Genomic DNA, 16,346 nt, shown 5'->3' with positions numbered 1-16,346 from the left:
GGTTGTTTAAAAAAATCAGGATTTGGTCGATTGCGGCAGCTCCGCGACCAAACGGAGTGAAACGGACAGCTCGTCGAGCTGGAAATGGGGACGCAGGAAGGACACGGCGCGATAGACGCCCGGACGGCCCGGCACTTCCGACACCTGCACCGACGCTTCGCGCAGCGGAAACTGGGCCTTCTGCTCCTGGCTGGCGTTATCGTCGAGCAACACGTATTGCATCAGCCAGCGGTTGAGGAAGTCTTCCACGTTGGAGGCGGCGGCAAAGCTGCCGATCTTGTCGCGCATCATCGCCTTCATGTAGTGGGCGATGCGCGAGACGGCAAAGATGTATTGCAGCTGCGACGACAGCACCGCATTGGCGTTGGCGGAATCGGTGTTGTATTTCTTGGCTTTCTGCGCCGACTGGGCGCCGAAGAACGCCGCGTAATCCGTATTTTTGCAATGCACCAGCGAAATGAAACCCAGGTCGCTCAATTCCTTTTCGCGCCGGTCGGTAATCGCAATCTCGGTCGGGCATTTCAGCGCCACTTCGCCCTCATCGGTCTTGAAGGTATGGGTCGGCAAATCCTCGACCAGGCCGCCGCCTTCCACGCCGCGGATCGCCGCGCACCAGCCGTAGTCGTCGAAGGCCGCCGTCAGCTTGGTGCCGAAGGCATAGGCGGCATTGCACCACAGGTATTTCTGGTGGTCGGTGCCATCGACATCCTCGACGTAATTGAAGCCGTCGACGGTGGCGCCATCGGCCGGATTGAACGGCAGCCGCCCCAGGAAGCGCGGCAAGGTCAGGCCGACGTAGCGCGCATCTTCCGATTCGCGGAACGACTTCCACTTCGCGTATTCGACCGTGTCGAACACCTTGGCCAGGTCGCGTGGCTTGCCGAGGTCGGCATAGCTTTCAAGGCCGAACAGCTCGGGCGATGCGGCCGAAATGAAGGGCGCGTGGGCTGCGGCGGCCACGTGCGACATCTGCTCGATGAAATACATGTCTTCGGGCTGGCGCGTGAATTCGAAATCGCCCAGCAGCGCGCCGAACGGAGCGCCGCCGAAAGTGCCGAACTCTTCTTCATACACTTTCTTGAACATGGTCGACTGATCGAATTCCAGCGCGCTCTGGAAATCGCGCACCAGCTCGCGCTTGGTGGCATTGAGCAACTTGATCTTCAGGTTGGTGCCGGTGGGCGTGTTGTCGACCAGGTGATGCAGGCCGGTCCAGCTGCTTTCCAGCTTCTGGAATTCGGGCGCATGCATGATGACGCTGAGCTGCCGGGAAATGAGTCTGTCGAGCTCGGCAACGCGCGCATCGATGGTGGCCGCCAGGTTGTCCGACACCACCACGGTGCCTTCCATCACCTGGCTGACCAGTTCTGAAATCAGATCCTTGGCGCGCGCATGCTCGACGCTGGATTTGGCAACCTTGCTTTGTTCGACGATCTGGTCGAGCAGGCCGATATCGGCGGTCGCGGCGGCGCCGGACGCGGGGGTCAGTTGAGCGGACATGGGATCAGTCTTTCTTGACAGTGGATTGCTGTTCCAGCTGGGCCAACTTTTCGGTGCTGTTGAGCACGTCGTTGAGGATATCTTCCAGTTTGTCGTTGCCGGCCAGCTTGTTGCGCAAGTCGGCCAGCTTGGTGCGCGCTTCGAGCAGCCGGCGCAGCGGCGCCACCTGTTCCACCACCGCCTCGGGACGGAAATCGTTGAGCGACTTGAAACGCAGGTCGACCCGCATCTGGCCGCCCTCGTCACTCAGCTCATTGCTCACGCCAAACGCGGCGCGCGGCTCGACACCCTTGAGCACTTCGTCGAAATTGTCGCGGTCGATGCCGACGAACTTGCGGTCCTTCAGGCGTTTTTGCTCGACTTCGGAGTTGCCGCCGAAGTCACCCACGACGCCCATCACGAAGGGCAGTTCCTTGTTTTCAATCGCATCGCCGATTTCCACGTCATACGTCATCTGCACGCGCGGCGGACGGACCTTTTGCAGGCGTTTTTGCACACTTTCTTTTTTTGACATGACATCATTCCTTCACGAGTAATCGGTGGCATCCGCGATGCCCCTGGTAGATTGTTTGCTGCCTCAGTGTCACTTCAAGCCATCGAAGGGATTCGCGCTGCTTTCGGCAGCCTTCCCCTGCACCTTGCGCGATGGACGCGCCGGCGGTTTGTCGCGCCCCTGTGCGGCGGTCGGCGCAGGTACCAGCACGGTTTCACCCAGGCTTTCGCGCAGCAGCTTGGCCAGATCCTGCGATTCGGTGCGCAGCGGGCCGGACAGGTTGTTTTGGCGGCTCAGGTCAGCCAATGCGCGCGTCGACAGGCGCAATCCGCTGATGGCAATGACGCTGTTGGCCAGCTTGTCGGCAGGGTCGCGCACCAGCACTTCCTGGGCGCTGATGATGGCGTCGCCGTACTGGCCCGCCTCATAACGGGTCTGGGCCATGCGGGTCCATGGATTCTTATCGGCTGGAAATGCATCAGCGGCTTGTTTCCACAACCCCATGGCCGCTTCGTTGTTGCCCGAACTGGCGGCCTGGGTCGCCTTTGCCATCAGTTCGTCAAGCGAAGGCGGCGGCGGTGCGGTCTTGACCGCAGGTGCGGTGCTGCAGGCACTGAGCGTCAATGCGCACGCAACCGCGGCAAATAAATGGAATGTGAACTGGCGAGACATGGTCTGATTTCCCTCAAAAAAAGATGACGCGGTCATGAAAAAATGTTGCAATTTATAGTTGCTAAATTCTTATTTTTGCGAGACTAACACGGATTGAATATTGACTCCGTTCAATAGAAAATACGCGAAAACTCACAATCCGATCGGCCGCAAACGCACGCGCCATGCGGGAAACGTACCGTACGCACCTTTCTTTCAGATAATGTTAATGTTGTTGCAGTTGCGAAAAAAGCACATGATTTTTTGTTGCATGAAATGAATGATCGGCCGCTTCGGAAAGACGGCGATCGCGCGTCAAAAGAGCCCGGGAGCGCCAGCGTTCTCCGCGCTTTTATTTCCTCGGAAAAAAGGGCAATCGATGAGCATTACCAGCAAATTGTTATGGGGTGAAGGCCTGTTTCTGCGCCCCCAGCACTTCCAGCAGCAAGACCAGTACCATGAACATCGCCTGCACGAAAGCATCAAGGCGCTGCATCCCTACGCCTGGGGTGTCAACCACGTGCAGATCGACCGCGATGCGCTGGGCAACAACACGCTGCGGCTGCTGGAACTGTCGCTGGTGTTCCAGGACGGCGAAATCTACAACGCTCCTGGCGCCGATGAATTGCCCGATGCCCTGGACCTGAGCAAGCTGCTGCAATCGCAGCAAACCGTCACGTTCTATGCCGCCCTGCCCGCCTTCAAGCATTTCGGCGGCAACTTTGCCGCGCCCGACCAGCCCAACAGCGCGGCGCGCTATGGCCAGGCCAACCTGGAAACGCCCGACCTGTACACCCATGCAGCGCAGGCCGAACTGGCCTACCTGCAAAAATCGCTGCGCCTGGTGGCCGAATCGGAACCGCGCGATTCATATGTGAATTTTCCGCTGCTGCGCCTGCGGCGCCTGTCGACCGGGGGCTTCGAGCCGGACCCGTCGTTCGTGCCGCCGAGCTTGTCGATCCGCAGCGCGCCGCTGCTGTTCCTGCAACTGCGCCGCCTGATCGATGCGCTGCAGGCAAAGGTCAACGCCCTGTACGGCCACCATCGCGAACCGAGCAAGAATGTGATCGAATTTCGTTCCGGCGACATGTCCTCATTCTGGCTGCTGCACACGGCCAGTTCGGCATTCGCCTCGCTCAGTCATTATTTCCATCATCCGGCGCTGCACCCGGAGCGCCTGTACGAGGCCCTGCTGGCGCTGGCCGGCGCACTGATGACGTTCTCCAAAACCCATGCGCTGGCCGACCTGCCGGCCTACCAGCACGCCGATCCGGGACCATCATTCGCGCGCCTGCACGCGATCATCCGCGAACTGCTCGACACGGTGATTTCGTCGAAGTATTTCGCCATCGCGCTGACCGAAGTCAAGCCCTCATACCATCACGGCAAGCTCGATTCGGGCAAGATCGACGACAAGACCGCGTTCTACCTGGGTGTATCGGCCGACATGCCGGGCGTGGAACTGGTGGACGTGGTGCCGCTGCGCTTCAAGATCGGCGCGCCCGATGACGTGGAAAAGTTCGTGCTGTCGGCCCTGCCCGGCGTGCGCCTGCAACACACGCCGCAAGTGCCGGCCGCCGTGCCGGTACGCCCAGATACGTATTACTTCACCATCGAAGCAAAGGGCCAGATGTACGATCGCATGCTGCAGGCCCAATCGATCTCGATCTACGTTCCGTCCGGCATGCGGGATCTGAAACTTGAACTTGTCGCCATCACTTCCTGAAGATCAACGATGAATGCAAACGCCCCCTCCCTGATGTCCGGCGGCTCCGCCGCGTACGCATCGAGCGTACCGGCCGGCCCAGGTACCGAACACACGCTGACGGACCTGATGTACGACGGTTTCTATGCGCTGTTCATGCTGAAAAACGGCAGCGGCCCGCAAGACAATGCCGACTTCATCCGAAAGATGACGCAGTTTCTCGACGAATTCGGGCACGCGGCAAAAAAACATGGCGCCTCGGCCGATGATATCGATGCCGCCAAGTATGCATTTTGCGCGGCTGTCGATGAAATCATCCTGCGCTCGCCATATGCCATCCGCGACGACTGGGCGCGCCGCCCGCTGCAACTGGTGCTCTTCGGCGACCAGCTGGCCGGCGAGAACTTTTTCATCCGCCTCGAAGCGCTGCGCGCGCGCGGCAGCGCGCACCTGCAGGCGCTGGAAGTGTTCCACATGTGCCTGCTGCTTGGCTTCCAGGGGCGCTACATCCTCGAAGGCTCGGAAAAACTGGCATACCTGACGGCCCGCCTGGGTGACGAGATCGCCCAGATGAAGGGCAAGAAAGCGGGCTTTGCGCCCCATGCGGAACGCCCCGACCAGATTGCGCACAAATTGCGCCATGACGTGCCGCTGTGGGTGCTGTGCTCGGTATTCGCGCTGATCTGCGCGCTGGGCTACCTGGGCCTGCGTACCATGCTGGCCAAAAACACTGAAAAGCAGATGAACGCGTACAGCGATATCGTCAAGCTGGCGCCGCGCACGGCCAACCTGACGATCACCTTGCCGTAATGAGCGGCCTGGCAACGACAGAAGCTGCCCTGGACGTATTCGGCACCGGCCTGTCCCAGCATGCGCGGCTGATCACGCTGGCGACGGCGCAGGCATCGGGCCTGCCCGAATCGCTGATGGCCGAGCAAATGACGGGCCGCGAGGCGATCAACGAACTGTTCCGCTTCGAGGTCGACGCCTTGAGCACGGCGGCCAGCCTGGACCTGGCCAGCTTTCTCGGCGAGGAAATCACGCTCAAGCTGCTGCAGCCCGACGGCAGTTGGCGCGCCTGGCACGGACTGTGCACCGACTGCGCCTTTGCCGGCGCCGACGGCGGCGTGGCACGCTACCGGCTGCGCCTCGAGCCCGCCCTGGCCTTGCTGGGCTTGCGCCGCGACAGCTATATCTTTCAGGACAAGAACGCGCGCGACCTCGTCACGGAGCTGCTGAGCGACTATCCGCAAGTGCGCTTCGAATTCGATGTCAGCCAGGAGTTGGCGCCCCGCCCGGTCTGGACCCAATACCGCGAAAGCGACCTGGCCTTCCTGGTCCGCGTGCTCGCCTTCGAAGGCCTGAACTGGCGCTTCGAGCACGAGCAGGAGGATAGCGCGGCGCAACAAGGCGACCAACAGAATGCGCGGCAGGCAAAGCACAAGCTGGTGATTTTCGACAGCAAGGCGGTCGCGCCGGCGACGCCGGGCGTGGCTGGCCTGCGCTTTCATGGCGTGCGCGCCAGCGATACCGATGACGCCATCGACAGCTTCAGCGCGCGGCGCCAGGTGCGGCCCAATGCGGTCGGCATCAGCAGCTGGGATCCGCATCAATTGGCGGCGCCAGCCGCCGAACACAGCTCGAGCCTCGAGGCGGGCGAGCTGCCGTCCCTGCCCCTGTACGACGGCTCCGGCGAACGGCGCCATGCCGACAGCACGGCGGCCGATCCGCACGGCCTGCGCATGCTGCAGGCGCTGGAACTGGAGAACAAGCAATTCACGGGCGGTGGCGCGGTGCGCCGCATGGCGGCCGGCCACGCCTTCTACCTGCAGCAGCACGCACAGTATGCCGATGGCGCCAACCAGTTCACCGTGCTGTGGGTCGAGCACCAGGCACGCAACAACCTGGGACCGACCGGCGGCGCGCTGAAGGCCGTCCTGTCGAAACTGTCGGCAATGGCCAGCCCGGGCGACGTCGCCAGCCTGCTCGATGGCCAGCTCGAGGCCGGCACCTACCGCAACACCTTTGCCTGCGCGCGCAGCAGCGTGGCCATCGTACCGCCCGCCACGGCCGCGCGCCAGGCCGGCAGCGCGCTGGGGCCGCAAACGGCGCTGGTGGTCGGCCTGCCCGACAGCGTGGCGACCACCGGACGAGACCATCAGGTACGCATCCAGTTCGCCTGGCAGCGCGGCGGCGCCACCAATCCGGGCGGCATGACGCACAACACCGATCAACAGGGCAATGCGCCCGGCAACGAAGCATCGGGCACCTGGGTGCGCGTGGCCGAGGCGCTGGCCGGCCCGAACTGGGGCTCGCAATTTACACCGCGCATCGGCACCGAAGTGCTGGTCGATTTCATCGAAGGCGACATCGACCGCCCGTTGGTGGTGGCCCAACTCTACACTGGCAGCGATGCGCCGCCGTACGCGGCCGGCATCGATTCAGGCGTCAATCACGCGGGAGTCATCTCCGGCATCCACAGCCACAATTTCGATGGCGGCGGCTACAACCAGTGGGTGATCGACGACACGCCAGGCCAGTTGCGCACCCGCCTGGCGACCAGCAGCGCGGCCACCCAGCTGAACCTCGGCTACCTGGTGCAGCAAGGCGTGGGCACGGCGCAGCGCGGCGGTTTCCGCGGCAGCGGCTTCGAACTGCGCACGGATGCCTGGGCCGTGCTGCGCGGCGGCGAAGGCGTGCTCATCTCGACCACCGCCCGCGCACAGACCGGTACGGGCGTGGCCTCGACCCAGCTCGACACCACGGAAGCGTTGGGCCAGCTGAAAGGCGCGGCCGAACTGAACAAATCGCTGGCCGAGGCGGCCCAACAGCAAACGGCGCTGTTCAGCCAGGACGCGCAACAGGCCCAGCTGGAGCTGATCAAGCAGATCGACCCGCAGCAGGACGGCAAATACCAGGCCGGCGTGGGCGGACAGGAAGCGCTGAAGGCCGGCAGCGGCGAGCGCAAGCTGGCCGCCGACCAGCCGGTGGAAAAATTCGGCCAGCCGCTGGTGCTGATGGAAGCGCCGGCCAGCATCAACTGGGCCACGCCCGGCTCGACCGCGCTGTTCGCCGCGCAGCAGCTGCAATGGACGACGCAGTCGGACCTGCACATGACGGCCGGCCACACTTATTCGTCCGTGTCGGCCAATGCACATGGCTTGTTTAGCCACACCGGCGGCATCCAGGCGATCGCCGGCAACGGCCCGGTCTCGCTGCAGGCGCATACGGGGCAACTGGAAATCCTGGCCGACAAGGCCATCACCGTCATCTCGGTCAACGACGTCATCGACATCAAGGCCAATCAGAAAATCACCTTGCAGGCCGGGCAATCGTCGATCACGCTCGAAGGCGGCAATATCACGTTCACCTGCCCCGGCAGCTTCACGGTCAAGGGCGGCCAGCATGTGTTCAACGGCGGCGCCAGCGCGGCCGGCGCGTTGCCGGCGCTGCCGGACACGCGCATCAAGCTGTTCGACGAAGGCTTCGTGCTGAAGGATCGCGACACGGGCGAACCGATGCCGCGCCAGCCTTACCGCATCAAGCGCGAAGATGGCAGCTTCGAGAGCGGCATGACCGACGAAAAGGGCTTGACGCATGTGATTGCAGCCGCCGCCGCCGAGGCGCTGGTGATCGAGCTGCTGAAAACGGTGGGCGGCCAGGGTTCGGCACCGGCACCGGCCCCCTCTTCCGCGCCGGCGCCGGTGCCAGGTTCGCCAGGGCAGCCGGCAGCCAGGTCCAGCACCCCGCCGGAGCCGAAATACAAACCGGCCGGCGACTCCAGCACCACGCCGGTGGACAACAAGCGCCGCAAGGAAGTGCTGGTCAAGCTGCCGGCCTGCTGGATCGAGGACTACGAAAAGGAAATCGCCGGTCCCTCGTATGGCCGCTATGCGCAGCCTTACCAGCACGACGGCACGCCGCACAAATACAAGGACAGGATCTGGTTCAAGCTGTACGTGCCGGCAAAAACGGACCGTCCGGTGGTGGTGGAAGTGCGTTTCAAGGCCATCACGGTACTGGACGCCGTGGGACAGGCGCTGGAAGAGAGCGACAAGGGCACGGAATCGGCGGCGCTGCGCGTCAAGCAGCGCGCCAACGTGGTGGCGCTGGCGCAGAAAAACGCGACGGCCGGCATCGAAGGCAACTGGAACAACAAGTTCCGGCTTGAAATCAACGATCCGCAATGCGGTCAAAAAGTGTTGCCCGTGGTTTTCCGCGTCCTCTGGGTCGACGACCAGCAGCACTACACGCTGCAGATCCACAAGCGCTATGACCGCGAAAACGTCACCGGCGACGTGATGAATGTGTCGCTGGCAACGGAACTGACCACGTATGCGCATGAATTCGGGCATTGCGTCGGCATGCCTGACGAATACTCGTACACGGAGTTCGAAGAAACCGTACGCTATTTCAAGCCGGACGGCACGCTCGACGAACCCATCGTTTGTCACGTCAACGGCACCTCGCCGGAAGACCTGACGCAATCGATCATGTCGTATGCAGAAGGCGCGCTCATCCTGAAACGCCACGGCTGGAATATCGCGATTGAAGCGCAGGAATTGCTAAGCAAAAAAATCGGCAGGAAAATACGATGCGATATTGTCTGACCCTGCTTATCTATGCCATGCTGATGGCACTACCATTGAAAGCAAACACCATGACGAGCACCCCCGCGCCCCTCTCCATTTCCCTGCAATGCCTGGGCGACGCTGGCTGCGTCTATCAACGCAAGCCGATCGACATGCTGGTCACCATCCGCAACGATGGCAGCCGCGATATCGGTTTTCCGCTCGCCTACCTGCGCAAGTCGGGCCCGATCGTCAAATTCATCGATACCGACACCGGCGCCGTCACCTACGCCCGCCGCGGTCTGGCCAATCCGGCGCTGAAAACACAATTCACCACGATTGCGCCAGGCGCCTCGATTTCCATGGAAATCGACGTGCATCCAAGCGACATTGAGACGTTTCGCATCGAAAAAGTCGATATCAGCGTGGAGGTCATATTGAAGTGCAACATACGTATCGATGGCGAAACGGAACTGCAGGACTACCAGGGCGGCGCGAAGATCCGCATCGTTGAAAAAGATGAGTAGAGATAGGCCGGGATGGATGGTGCTGTACAGCATCCGCGTCTATGCGATATCGCGCTGCAGGCGGGGTGACCAGGTCAATTCCATCCACCTCGGCGACACGGCGCGCTGGACTGTGGAACCGGCCATCACGGGCGGCGGCGCCGCCGAAGTCCAGCACCGCATCATCAAGCCGCTCGACGTGGGACTGGAAACCTCACTGATCGTCACCACCAGCAGGCGCACCTACCGCTTGCGCCGGCGCTCGCACCGCAGCGAGTTCATGCCGCGCATCGCCTTCACCTATGCCGAAGACGCGGCCGCCAAGTGGGACGCCATCCAGACCAGCGATAGCAGGGAAAAGCAGAAACGCACCATCGCGCAGACCGGCGAGTACCTGAGCGCCCCTGGAAACCCGTCCAACAGGGAACGCCTGTCCGCCATCGTCCGGCTGCCCGTCTTGAGAAAGGAAACCTTCGGACGCGACCTGGCCGGCATGCGCGGCTGTCTTGGGAGTATATTCCCCGTGAACTGGGCTGCGGCAGCGGCATGAGTTGCTGGCGGCGCCTGTATGCATGGCAACAGGCCGGTGTGTGGCAATGCATCCATGACGCCATGTTGCAGCACTTGCGGGAATACGACCAGATTCAATGGGAACGCGCCAGTGTCGATTCGGCCAGCGTGCCATCCCCCCCTCGGCGGACAGCATACCGGCCCCAATCCCACCGACCGCGGCAAGCTCGGTTGCAAGCACCATCTGCTCGTCGATCAACGCGGTCTGCCTCTGGTGGAGAGCATATCAGGGACTCAGGTACATGATTCCCGCATGCTGGTTCCCCTGCTTGAGGCCGTTCCTTCACAGCGCCGGCGCAGGCGTTCCGCTATTCGGGCGCGTTCCTCAATTCGATTTTCATCTTGAGCCGCTCCCGACTCCTTCCAACCGCACCTGCATGAATTCCAGTAAAGCCCGAACCCGTGCGGTCACGGAATGCCGATGGCTGTACACGCCAAGCAATTGCAGCGGCGCAGGGATCAGGTCCAGCGGCACCTCCTGCAAGCGGCCTGCGGCAAGATCTTCCTGGCATGGATAGGCCGCCACTATCGCGAAGCCGATGCCTTGCCGCGCGCCCGCCAATGCCAGTTCTCCACTGTTAACACGATAGCGGCTACGCACAGCTACCTTCACGATTTCGCCTGTGGCGTCGAGAAACTGCCAGGGCTGGCCCTTTAACGCGCTCAAGGTGGTAATGCAAGGCAATGACCTAAGTTCGCGCACGTGGCGCGGTATTCCAGTTTTGGCGAGCAGTGTGGGCGCCGCGACCACGATACTGGGCAGCGTAGCGAGTTCGCGGGTGATGAAGGTACTGTCATCCTGGCGCCCACGATGGAAGACGATGGACAGGTCCATGTCTTCCCGGAGAGCTTCCAGACCGGTCAGGCGCGTGTCGCATTCCAGCTCGACACCGGGATGGAGGCTACAGAATTCGGCCAGGATAGGAGCTAGCAGCCTTGGCGCTTCGCCTGGCATGCACATCCTTAGGGTGCCGCGCAGTTCACCCTGCACTGCGCCAAGCTCTTCCTCAGTGGAGAGTAAGGCGTCGAGCAAGGGTTTTGCGCGTTCGTAGAGCAGCCTGCCAGCTTCCGTCATGCGCAGGTGGCGGGTGCTGCGTTCCAGCAAGCGGACGCCCAGCATGCGTTCCAGCGAGGCGACGTGGCGGCTGACGTTGGAAGATGGCAGGGTCAGCAGGCGTGCCGCGCCGGCAAAGCTTTGTTCATCGACGACCGCCACGTAAACGCGGACGGTATTCAGGTCGAGGGCATTGCGCATGATTATCCCGATTAAGGTATGAAAGCCGCCCATTTTCACATACTAGCGCTCGACAGTGGCGGAATTTAAGATGCCGTCTCGTCCGATGGACCGCCGTCGGCGGCGCGTCGGGACGAATTGAATAGGAGAGCTTCAGCATGGAAATCGGAATACTTGGCGGCGGTATTGCAGGGTTGAGTGTGGCGCTTGCCTTGAGCAAGCAGGGGTATAGTCCCCGGGTATATGAGCGCCGGGCGGAGCCTGCGACGATGGGGGCTGGCGTTACGCTCTGGCCCAATGCCGGCTTTGTGCTAGAGGAACTAGGGCTGCTGCAAGACATCGCTGCAGTGGGAGGCCGGCCAGTGGCCATGCACCGTCAGGATGCCGCGGGCAATTCTTTGGGGGGCATCGATATTGCGCTGCTGGACCAGATGATGGGACATCCGACCCATACGATTTTGCGCCGGGACTTGCAAGCGGTACTGCTGGATCATGCGGCACAGGCCGGGATCCCGGTAGAATTCGGGCATCGGGCGGTGGCGATCGACCTCGATGCTGGCGGCAAAGCCGTGGCGCGGTTCGAAAACGGGGTAAGCATTCGTCCGGATCTGCTGATCGGCGCCGATGGCCGCATGGACTCGGTGGCACGCCGGTTCGTCGCGGGGGACAACACGCCAGTTTATCAGGGCTTCGTGAACTGGGTGGGTGTGGCGCAGGCGCAGCGTGCATTGGTGGGCGATATCGCGATTCGGGATTATTGGGGCTCGGGGGATCGCTTCGGTTGCGTGGCGGTCCGGCCGGATTTGGTCTACTGGGCGGCGGCGCAGGCACGGCCATTGCCGGGGGCGGCGCCCGCAGCGGATATGCGTAAGGAGATTGAGGATCTGTTCGCGGGATGGCCGGAGCCTGTCACCCGCATCATCCAGGCGACACCGGCGCATGCCATCCGACTGATCGCCGTGCACGACCTGGAGCCGCTGCACACGTGGAGCCGGGCGAATGTGCTGCTCGTGGGGGATGCGGCGCACGCGCCGTTGCCGACATCTGGCCAGGGCGCCTGTCAGGCGCTGGAAGACGCCTGGCATCTGGCGCGGTGTCTGGTTGGGACGGACGGCTGCCTCGATGACGCCTTGCTGCGCTTCGCGCAGATCCGCGGGCCGAAGACCGCGAAGCTGGCCGAGCAGGGTCGCGTTTTCGCGCGCGGTCTGTTTGCCACTGATCCTGAAACCTGCCGCATTCGCAATGAGCGCGCCAAGGCGTCCGATCCCTTGCGTGACGTGCATGCCTTGGCAGCAGGATGGGCGCAAGGTTTGCCGATGGCCGGCTGCACGGACGGCACGCCGGCGGACAGCGTTGGCTCCGGCAGTCTGTACCGCCTCTGAAAGACTGTGCCAATGTAAACATCGCATGGCGTCTCCGGCCGCGAGACGCCTCACTATTGAGCGAACCGGGCATTTTCGGACGTTTTCATTTGATAACCACCTGATATGCTCTACTGGCCAACAAAGTCTGACCCGGCAGCTGGGCGTATCATAGGTAAGCTGCCGAAGACGGTAAGCGGCCAGTGGCAGACGGTCAAAGAAATGATCTGTATGGCCAGCGCCTCGGACACACCCATTCAGGCGCGGCCTGATCTGACGATCAACTCCCTTGGCTTACTGCTTGTGACGAATAGCTTCGACAACAATCCGAAGTGCCCTCGATTCGTGGCGGCGGCTGGGATAGTACGCATGGAGGCCAGGAAACCTTCCGCACCAGTCGCTCATAACGCTGATTAATCGGCCTTCACGTATATGTCCCGCCACCAGGTCTTCCGTGACGAACGCCAGGCCATTGCCGCTCAAGGCCGCTTGCACCATGGGCACGGCGCTGGTAAACACGGCCTGCCCGCTCACCCTGGCTTCCACGTTACGTCCATCATGCTGCAGTTCCCACGCGTAGATGCCGCCACTGCCTGCGAGCCGCAGCGTGATGCAGTTGTGCTTCATCAGGTCTTGCAAATTGGCGGGTTGCGCATGCCAGGAGAAGTAGGCAGGCGAGCCAACGATCATGGTAGGAATGTCGGGCGTGAGCCGCACGGCAATCATGTCGTCCGCCACTTGATCTCCATAGCGCACCCCGATGTCATAACGGTCCGCCGCAATATCGATCAGCTTGTAATCTGACTGAATCTCGATATTCAGGTCAGGATAATGAGGCAGCACTGGTGCCAGCCTTGGCCACAGCAGGGTATCAATCACATGGTCGATGGCGGTGATACGCACTGTTCCCGCCGGCTTGCCATTCAAATCGCTGACAGCGGCGATTTCGGCATGGACCTCGTCCAGCCGCGGCGCGACATTGGTCAGCAGGCGCTCGCCTGCTTCGGTCGGCGAAACACTCCTGGTCGTACGATTGAGCAGCCGCACACCCAGCCGGGCTTCCAGATCCCGAATGATGTGACTGAGTGTGGACTGGGACATGCCCAGCTTGATGGCGGCACGGGTGAAACTGCGTTCGCGAGCGACCTCGAAAAATATAAGAATATCAATAATATTATCTCTGGCCATTTGAATAATTCCTGAAACCGGCTGTTAAAGGTATCCCGTCGTGGGGCCTGGCAAGGGATGATACCAAGTGGAATGTGTGATTTTTAATATAAATATACAGAACATTCATGGCTGTTACACATATACCTGTTCGAGATTTCGGTGCGCAGGTGCGTTAAGCGCGACGTACGATGCACGTCCACACCTACAACGTGCCCCATACCTAACGAACTGGAGAAGCAGACATGACCATAGATGATGTAGCACGCCGTGATTTCCTGAAGACTGCTGGCACCGGCATGGCCGTGCTGGGCAGCCTTTCCGTTGCCGCTAGTCCAGTTTTCGCCGCCGATAACAGGCCCGTGCCGGACATGTCCAACAACGCTGACAACTTTTACAGGAGCGCGACAGTCACTGCGCGCAAGGCCAGTTTCAACAACCAGTACCAGATGCAGGTCGTCGGCGATCTGTTCACGCCCAAGGATCTCAACCGCAATGCCGGGCATCCCGCGATCATCATCGGCCACCCGATGGGCGCGGTAAAGGAGCAAAGCTCGAATCTGTACGCGCAGAAACTGGCCGAGCAGGGTTTCGTAACCCTGGCCATCGATCAGTCGTTCTGGGGCGAAAGCGCCGGCCAGCCACGCAATACCGTAGCGCCGGACATCTACGCCGAAGCCTTCAGCGCGGCGGTGGACTATCTGGGCACCCAGCCTTTCGTCGACAGGGAGCGGATCGGCGTTCTCGGCATTTGCGGCAGCGGCAGTTTCGTCATCAGTGCCGCCAAGATCGATCCGCGCATGAAGGCCATTGCCACTGTCAGCATGTACGATATGGGCGCCGCCAACCGCAATGCACTGCACCATTCGCAGACGCTGGAGCAACGCAAGCAGATCATTGCCGAGGCGGCGCAACAGCGCTACGTGGAATTTACCGGTGGCGCCATCAAGTACACCGGCGGAACCGTGCACAAACTTAATGGCAATACGCATCCGATCCAGCGCGAGTTCTACGACTTTTATCGCACCGAGCGCGGCGAGTTCACCCCGGCAGGGTCGTCGCGCGAACTGACGACGCACCCGACGCTGATCAGCAACGTCAAGTTCATGAACTTTTACCCGTTCAACGACATCGAGACGATTTCGCCGCGTCCCATGCTGTTTATCACGGGCGACCAGGCGCATTCCCGGGAATTCAGCGAAGAGGCTTTCCGGCTTTCGGCCCGGCCCAAGGAACTGGTGATCGTGCCAGGCGCCGGGCACGTGGATCTGTATGACCGGGTGAAACTCATCCCCTGGGAGGAGTTGAACGCATTCTTCCACAAGAATCTGGCATAGGCCCATACCATGACAACACCAATAAGCAGCACGATCCCGGATGGCGTGCAGGGGCACGCTGACGCCGGTACGCAGGCGGCCATGTGGGGCGGGGTCTTCGCCATGACGCTGTGCGTTTTCGCGCTGATCGCCTCGGAGTTCATGCCCGTCAGCCTGTTGACGCCCATGGCCAGGGATCTCCGGGTCAGCGAAGGCATGGCGGGACAGGGAATTGCCATTTCCGGCGCGTTTGCAGTGCTCACCAGCCTGTCGATTTCCACCATGGCTGGCAGCATGAATCGCAAAATGCTCCTGCTGGGGCTGACCGCACTGATGGCCGCCTCAGGGGCCGTTGTCGCGATGGCGCCGAACTATTTTCTGTACATGCTGGGACGTGCGCTGATCGGCGTGGTGGTTGGCGGATTCTGGTCCCTGTCGGCAGCCACCGCGATGCGCCTTGTGCCCTCCCATCAGGTGCCGCGTGCCTTGGCCATCTTCAATGGCGGCAATGCGCTGGCGACCGTCGTCGCCGCACCCCTGGGCAGTTATCTCGGTTCCGTCGTCGGATGGCGTGGTGCTTTCTTTTGCCTGGTGCCAGTGGCGTTGATTGCCTTTGTCTGGCAGTGGATCAGCCTGCCTTCCATGCCACCCCAGACTGCCTCGGCGGATTCCGGCAACGCCTTCAGACTGCTTCGGGATCCGAAGGTTGCCCTGGGCATGCTCGCTGTCAGCACGTTTTTCATGGGTCAGTTTGCCTTGTTCACCTATTTGCGGCCATTCCTTGAAAGCGTGACGCGGGTAGGCATATCCACCTTGTCGCTGATTCTGCTGGCAATTGGCGTAGGCGGCTTTATCGGCACCACCGTCATCAGCAAGTTCCTGAAGTGGAATTTCTCCCGGACACTGGTTACCATTCCCATCCTGATGGCATTGATCGCGGTGGCGCTGACCCTCTTTGGCAGCAAGGTCGCTGCCGTGGCGGCACTGCTGGGCATCTGGGGCATGGTCGCGACTGCCGCGCCGGTAGGCTGGTGGTCCTGGCTGGCAATAACGCTGCCCCGGGATGCAGAGGCGGGTGGCGGGCTGATGGTGGCCGTCGTGCAACTCGCCATCGCCCTGGGTTCCACGCTCGGCGGTCTGCTGTTCGACAGGAGTGGATACCAGAGCACGTTTATCGCCAGCGCGGCCGTACTGTTGCTGGCAGCCTTCCTGACCTCGCGTGCGCTAGCGCTGCGGGCAAGCTGATCCATTCACCGGAGCAAGCAATGACTG

14 protein-coding genes and 1 pseudogene are annotated in these 16,346 nt (G+C 61.7%); 10 read left to right on the top strand and 5 right to left on the bottom strand.

Going from position 1 to position 16,346, the window contains the following annotated elements; translation table 11 throughout:
* Window positions 1–15: 15 nt before the first annotated feature.
* The 3 genes from tssC to GCN78_RS29675 form a co-directional block, all read right to left on the bottom strand.
* Entirely contained in the window at window positions 16–1,500 is a 1,485-nt protein-coding gene (gene tssC / locus GCN78_RS13070; protein WP_152252097.1) for a type VI secretion system contractile sheath large subunit, read from the bottom strand.
* A 4-nt stretch (window positions 1,501–1,504) separates the two neighbouring features.
* The gene (gene tssB / locus GCN78_RS13065; RefSeq protein ID WP_152252096.1) at window positions 1,505–2,014 is read right to left on the bottom strand and encodes a type VI secretion system contractile sheath small subunit; all 510 of its coding nucleotides are present in this window, start codon (window positions 2,012–2,014) and stop codon (window positions 1,505–1,507) included.
* A gap of 69 nt (window positions 2,015–2,083) precedes the next feature.
* Window positions 2,084–2,437, bottom strand: a complete 354-nt coding sequence (locus GCN78_RS29675) for a hypothetical protein (protein ID WP_226939613.1) — start codon at window positions 2,435–2,437, stop codon at window positions 2,084–2,086.
* Window positions 2,438–2,495: 58 nt separating this feature from the next.
* On the opposite strand from GCN78_RS29675, the gene GCN78_RS29670 reads away from it, so the two are divergent.
* From GCN78_RS29670 to GCN78_RS29665, 7 genes and pseudogenes are all read left to right on the top strand, one after another.
* The gene (locus GCN78_RS29670; RefSeq protein ID WP_226939612.1) at window positions 2,496–2,672 is read left to right on the top strand and encodes a hypothetical protein; all 177 of its coding nucleotides are present in this window, start codon (window positions 2,496–2,498) and stop codon (window positions 2,670–2,672) included.
* Window positions 2,673–3,023: 351 nt separating this feature from the next.
* A complete protein-coding gene (gene tssK / locus GCN78_RS13055; RefSeq protein WP_152252095.1) occupies window positions 3,024–4,370 on the top strand; it encodes a type VI secretion system baseplate subunit TssK in 1,347 nt (448 codons plus the stop codon).
* Window positions 4,371–4,379: 9 nt separating this feature from the next.
* Complete coding sequence (gene icmH / locus GCN78_RS13050) at window positions 4,380–5,159, top strand: type IVB secretion system protein IcmH/DotU (RefSeq protein WP_152252094.1); 780 nt, start codon at window positions 4,380–4,382, stop codon at window positions 5,157–5,159.
* On the top strand, window positions 5,159–8,959 hold the full coding sequence (locus GCN78_RS13045) for a type VI secretion system Vgr family protein (RefSeq protein ID WP_152252093.1): 3,801 nt from the start codon (window positions 5,159–5,161) through the stop codon (window positions 8,957–8,959). The genes icmH and GCN78_RS13045 overlap by 1 nt, the downstream gene beginning before the upstream one ends.
* A gap of 50 nt (window positions 8,960–9,009) precedes the next feature.
* Window positions 9,010–9,447: a hypothetical protein gene (locus tag GCN78_RS13040; protein WP_152252092.1), complete on the top strand. Its 438-nt coding sequence runs from the start codon at window positions 9,010–9,012 to the stop codon at window positions 9,445–9,447.
* Window positions 9,380–9,976 (top strand): TrbG/VirB9 family P-type conjugative transfer protein, encoded by a 597-nt coding sequence (locus GCN78_RS30085; protein WP_152252091.1) that lies wholly within the window; start codon window positions 9,380–9,382, stop codon window positions 9,974–9,976. Before GCN78_RS13040 ends, GCN78_RS30085 begins: the two co-directional genes overlap by 68 nt.
* Window positions 9,919–10,315: pseudogene (locus tag GCN78_RS29665) on the top strand (transposase); the annotation flags it as partial. The gene GCN78_RS30085 and the pseudogene GCN78_RS29665, both read left to right, overlap by 58 nt.
* 18 nt (window positions 10,316–10,333) lie before the next feature.
* Here the strand turns inward: GCN78_RS29665 and GCN78_RS13025 are convergent.
* A complete protein-coding gene (locus GCN78_RS13025) occupies window positions 10,334–11,251 on the bottom strand; it encodes a LysR family transcriptional regulator (protein ID WP_152252090.1) in 918 nt (305 codons plus the stop codon).
* Between the two features lie 137 nt (window positions 11,252–11,388).
* On the opposite strand from GCN78_RS13025, the gene GCN78_RS13020 reads away from it, so the two are divergent.
* Entirely contained in the window at window positions 11,389–12,612 is a 1,224-nt protein-coding gene (locus tag GCN78_RS13020) for an FAD-dependent monooxygenase (protein WP_152252089.1), read from the top strand.
* 273 nt (window positions 12,613–12,885) lie between these two features.
* Here the strand turns inward: GCN78_RS13020 and GCN78_RS13015 are convergent, their stop codons facing one another.
* A complete protein-coding gene (locus GCN78_RS13015) occupies window positions 12,886–13,779 on the bottom strand; it encodes a LysR family transcriptional regulator (protein ID WP_152252088.1) in 894 nt (297 codons plus the stop codon).
* A gap of 224 nt (window positions 13,780–14,003) precedes the next feature.
* Between GCN78_RS13015 and GCN78_RS13010 the strand changes: the two genes are divergently transcribed.
* Together GCN78_RS13010 and GCN78_RS13005 are read left to right on the top strand one after the other, a co-directional pair.
* The gene (locus tag GCN78_RS13010) at window positions 14,004–15,095 is read left to right on the top strand and encodes an alpha/beta hydrolase (protein WP_152252087.1); all 1,092 of its coding nucleotides are present in this window, start codon (window positions 14,004–14,006) and stop codon (window positions 15,093–15,095) included.
* A gap of 9 nt (window positions 15,096–15,104) precedes the next feature.
* The gene (locus GCN78_RS13005) at window positions 15,105–16,319 is read left to right on the top strand and encodes an MFS transporter (RefSeq protein WP_152252086.1); all 1,215 of its coding nucleotides are present in this window, start codon (window positions 15,105–15,107) and stop codon (window positions 16,317–16,319) included.
* The last annotated feature ends 27 nt before the right edge of the window (window positions 16,320–16,346 follow it).

It is taken from the genome of Janthinobacterium rivuli, assembly GCF_009208735.1.
Lineage (GTDB): Bacteria > Pseudomonadota > Gammaproteobacteria > Burkholderiales > Burkholderiaceae_D > Janthinobacterium.
The sequence above is the reverse complement of the archived record's forward strand: the minus strand, read 5'-3'. Positions and strand labels throughout refer to the sequence as shown.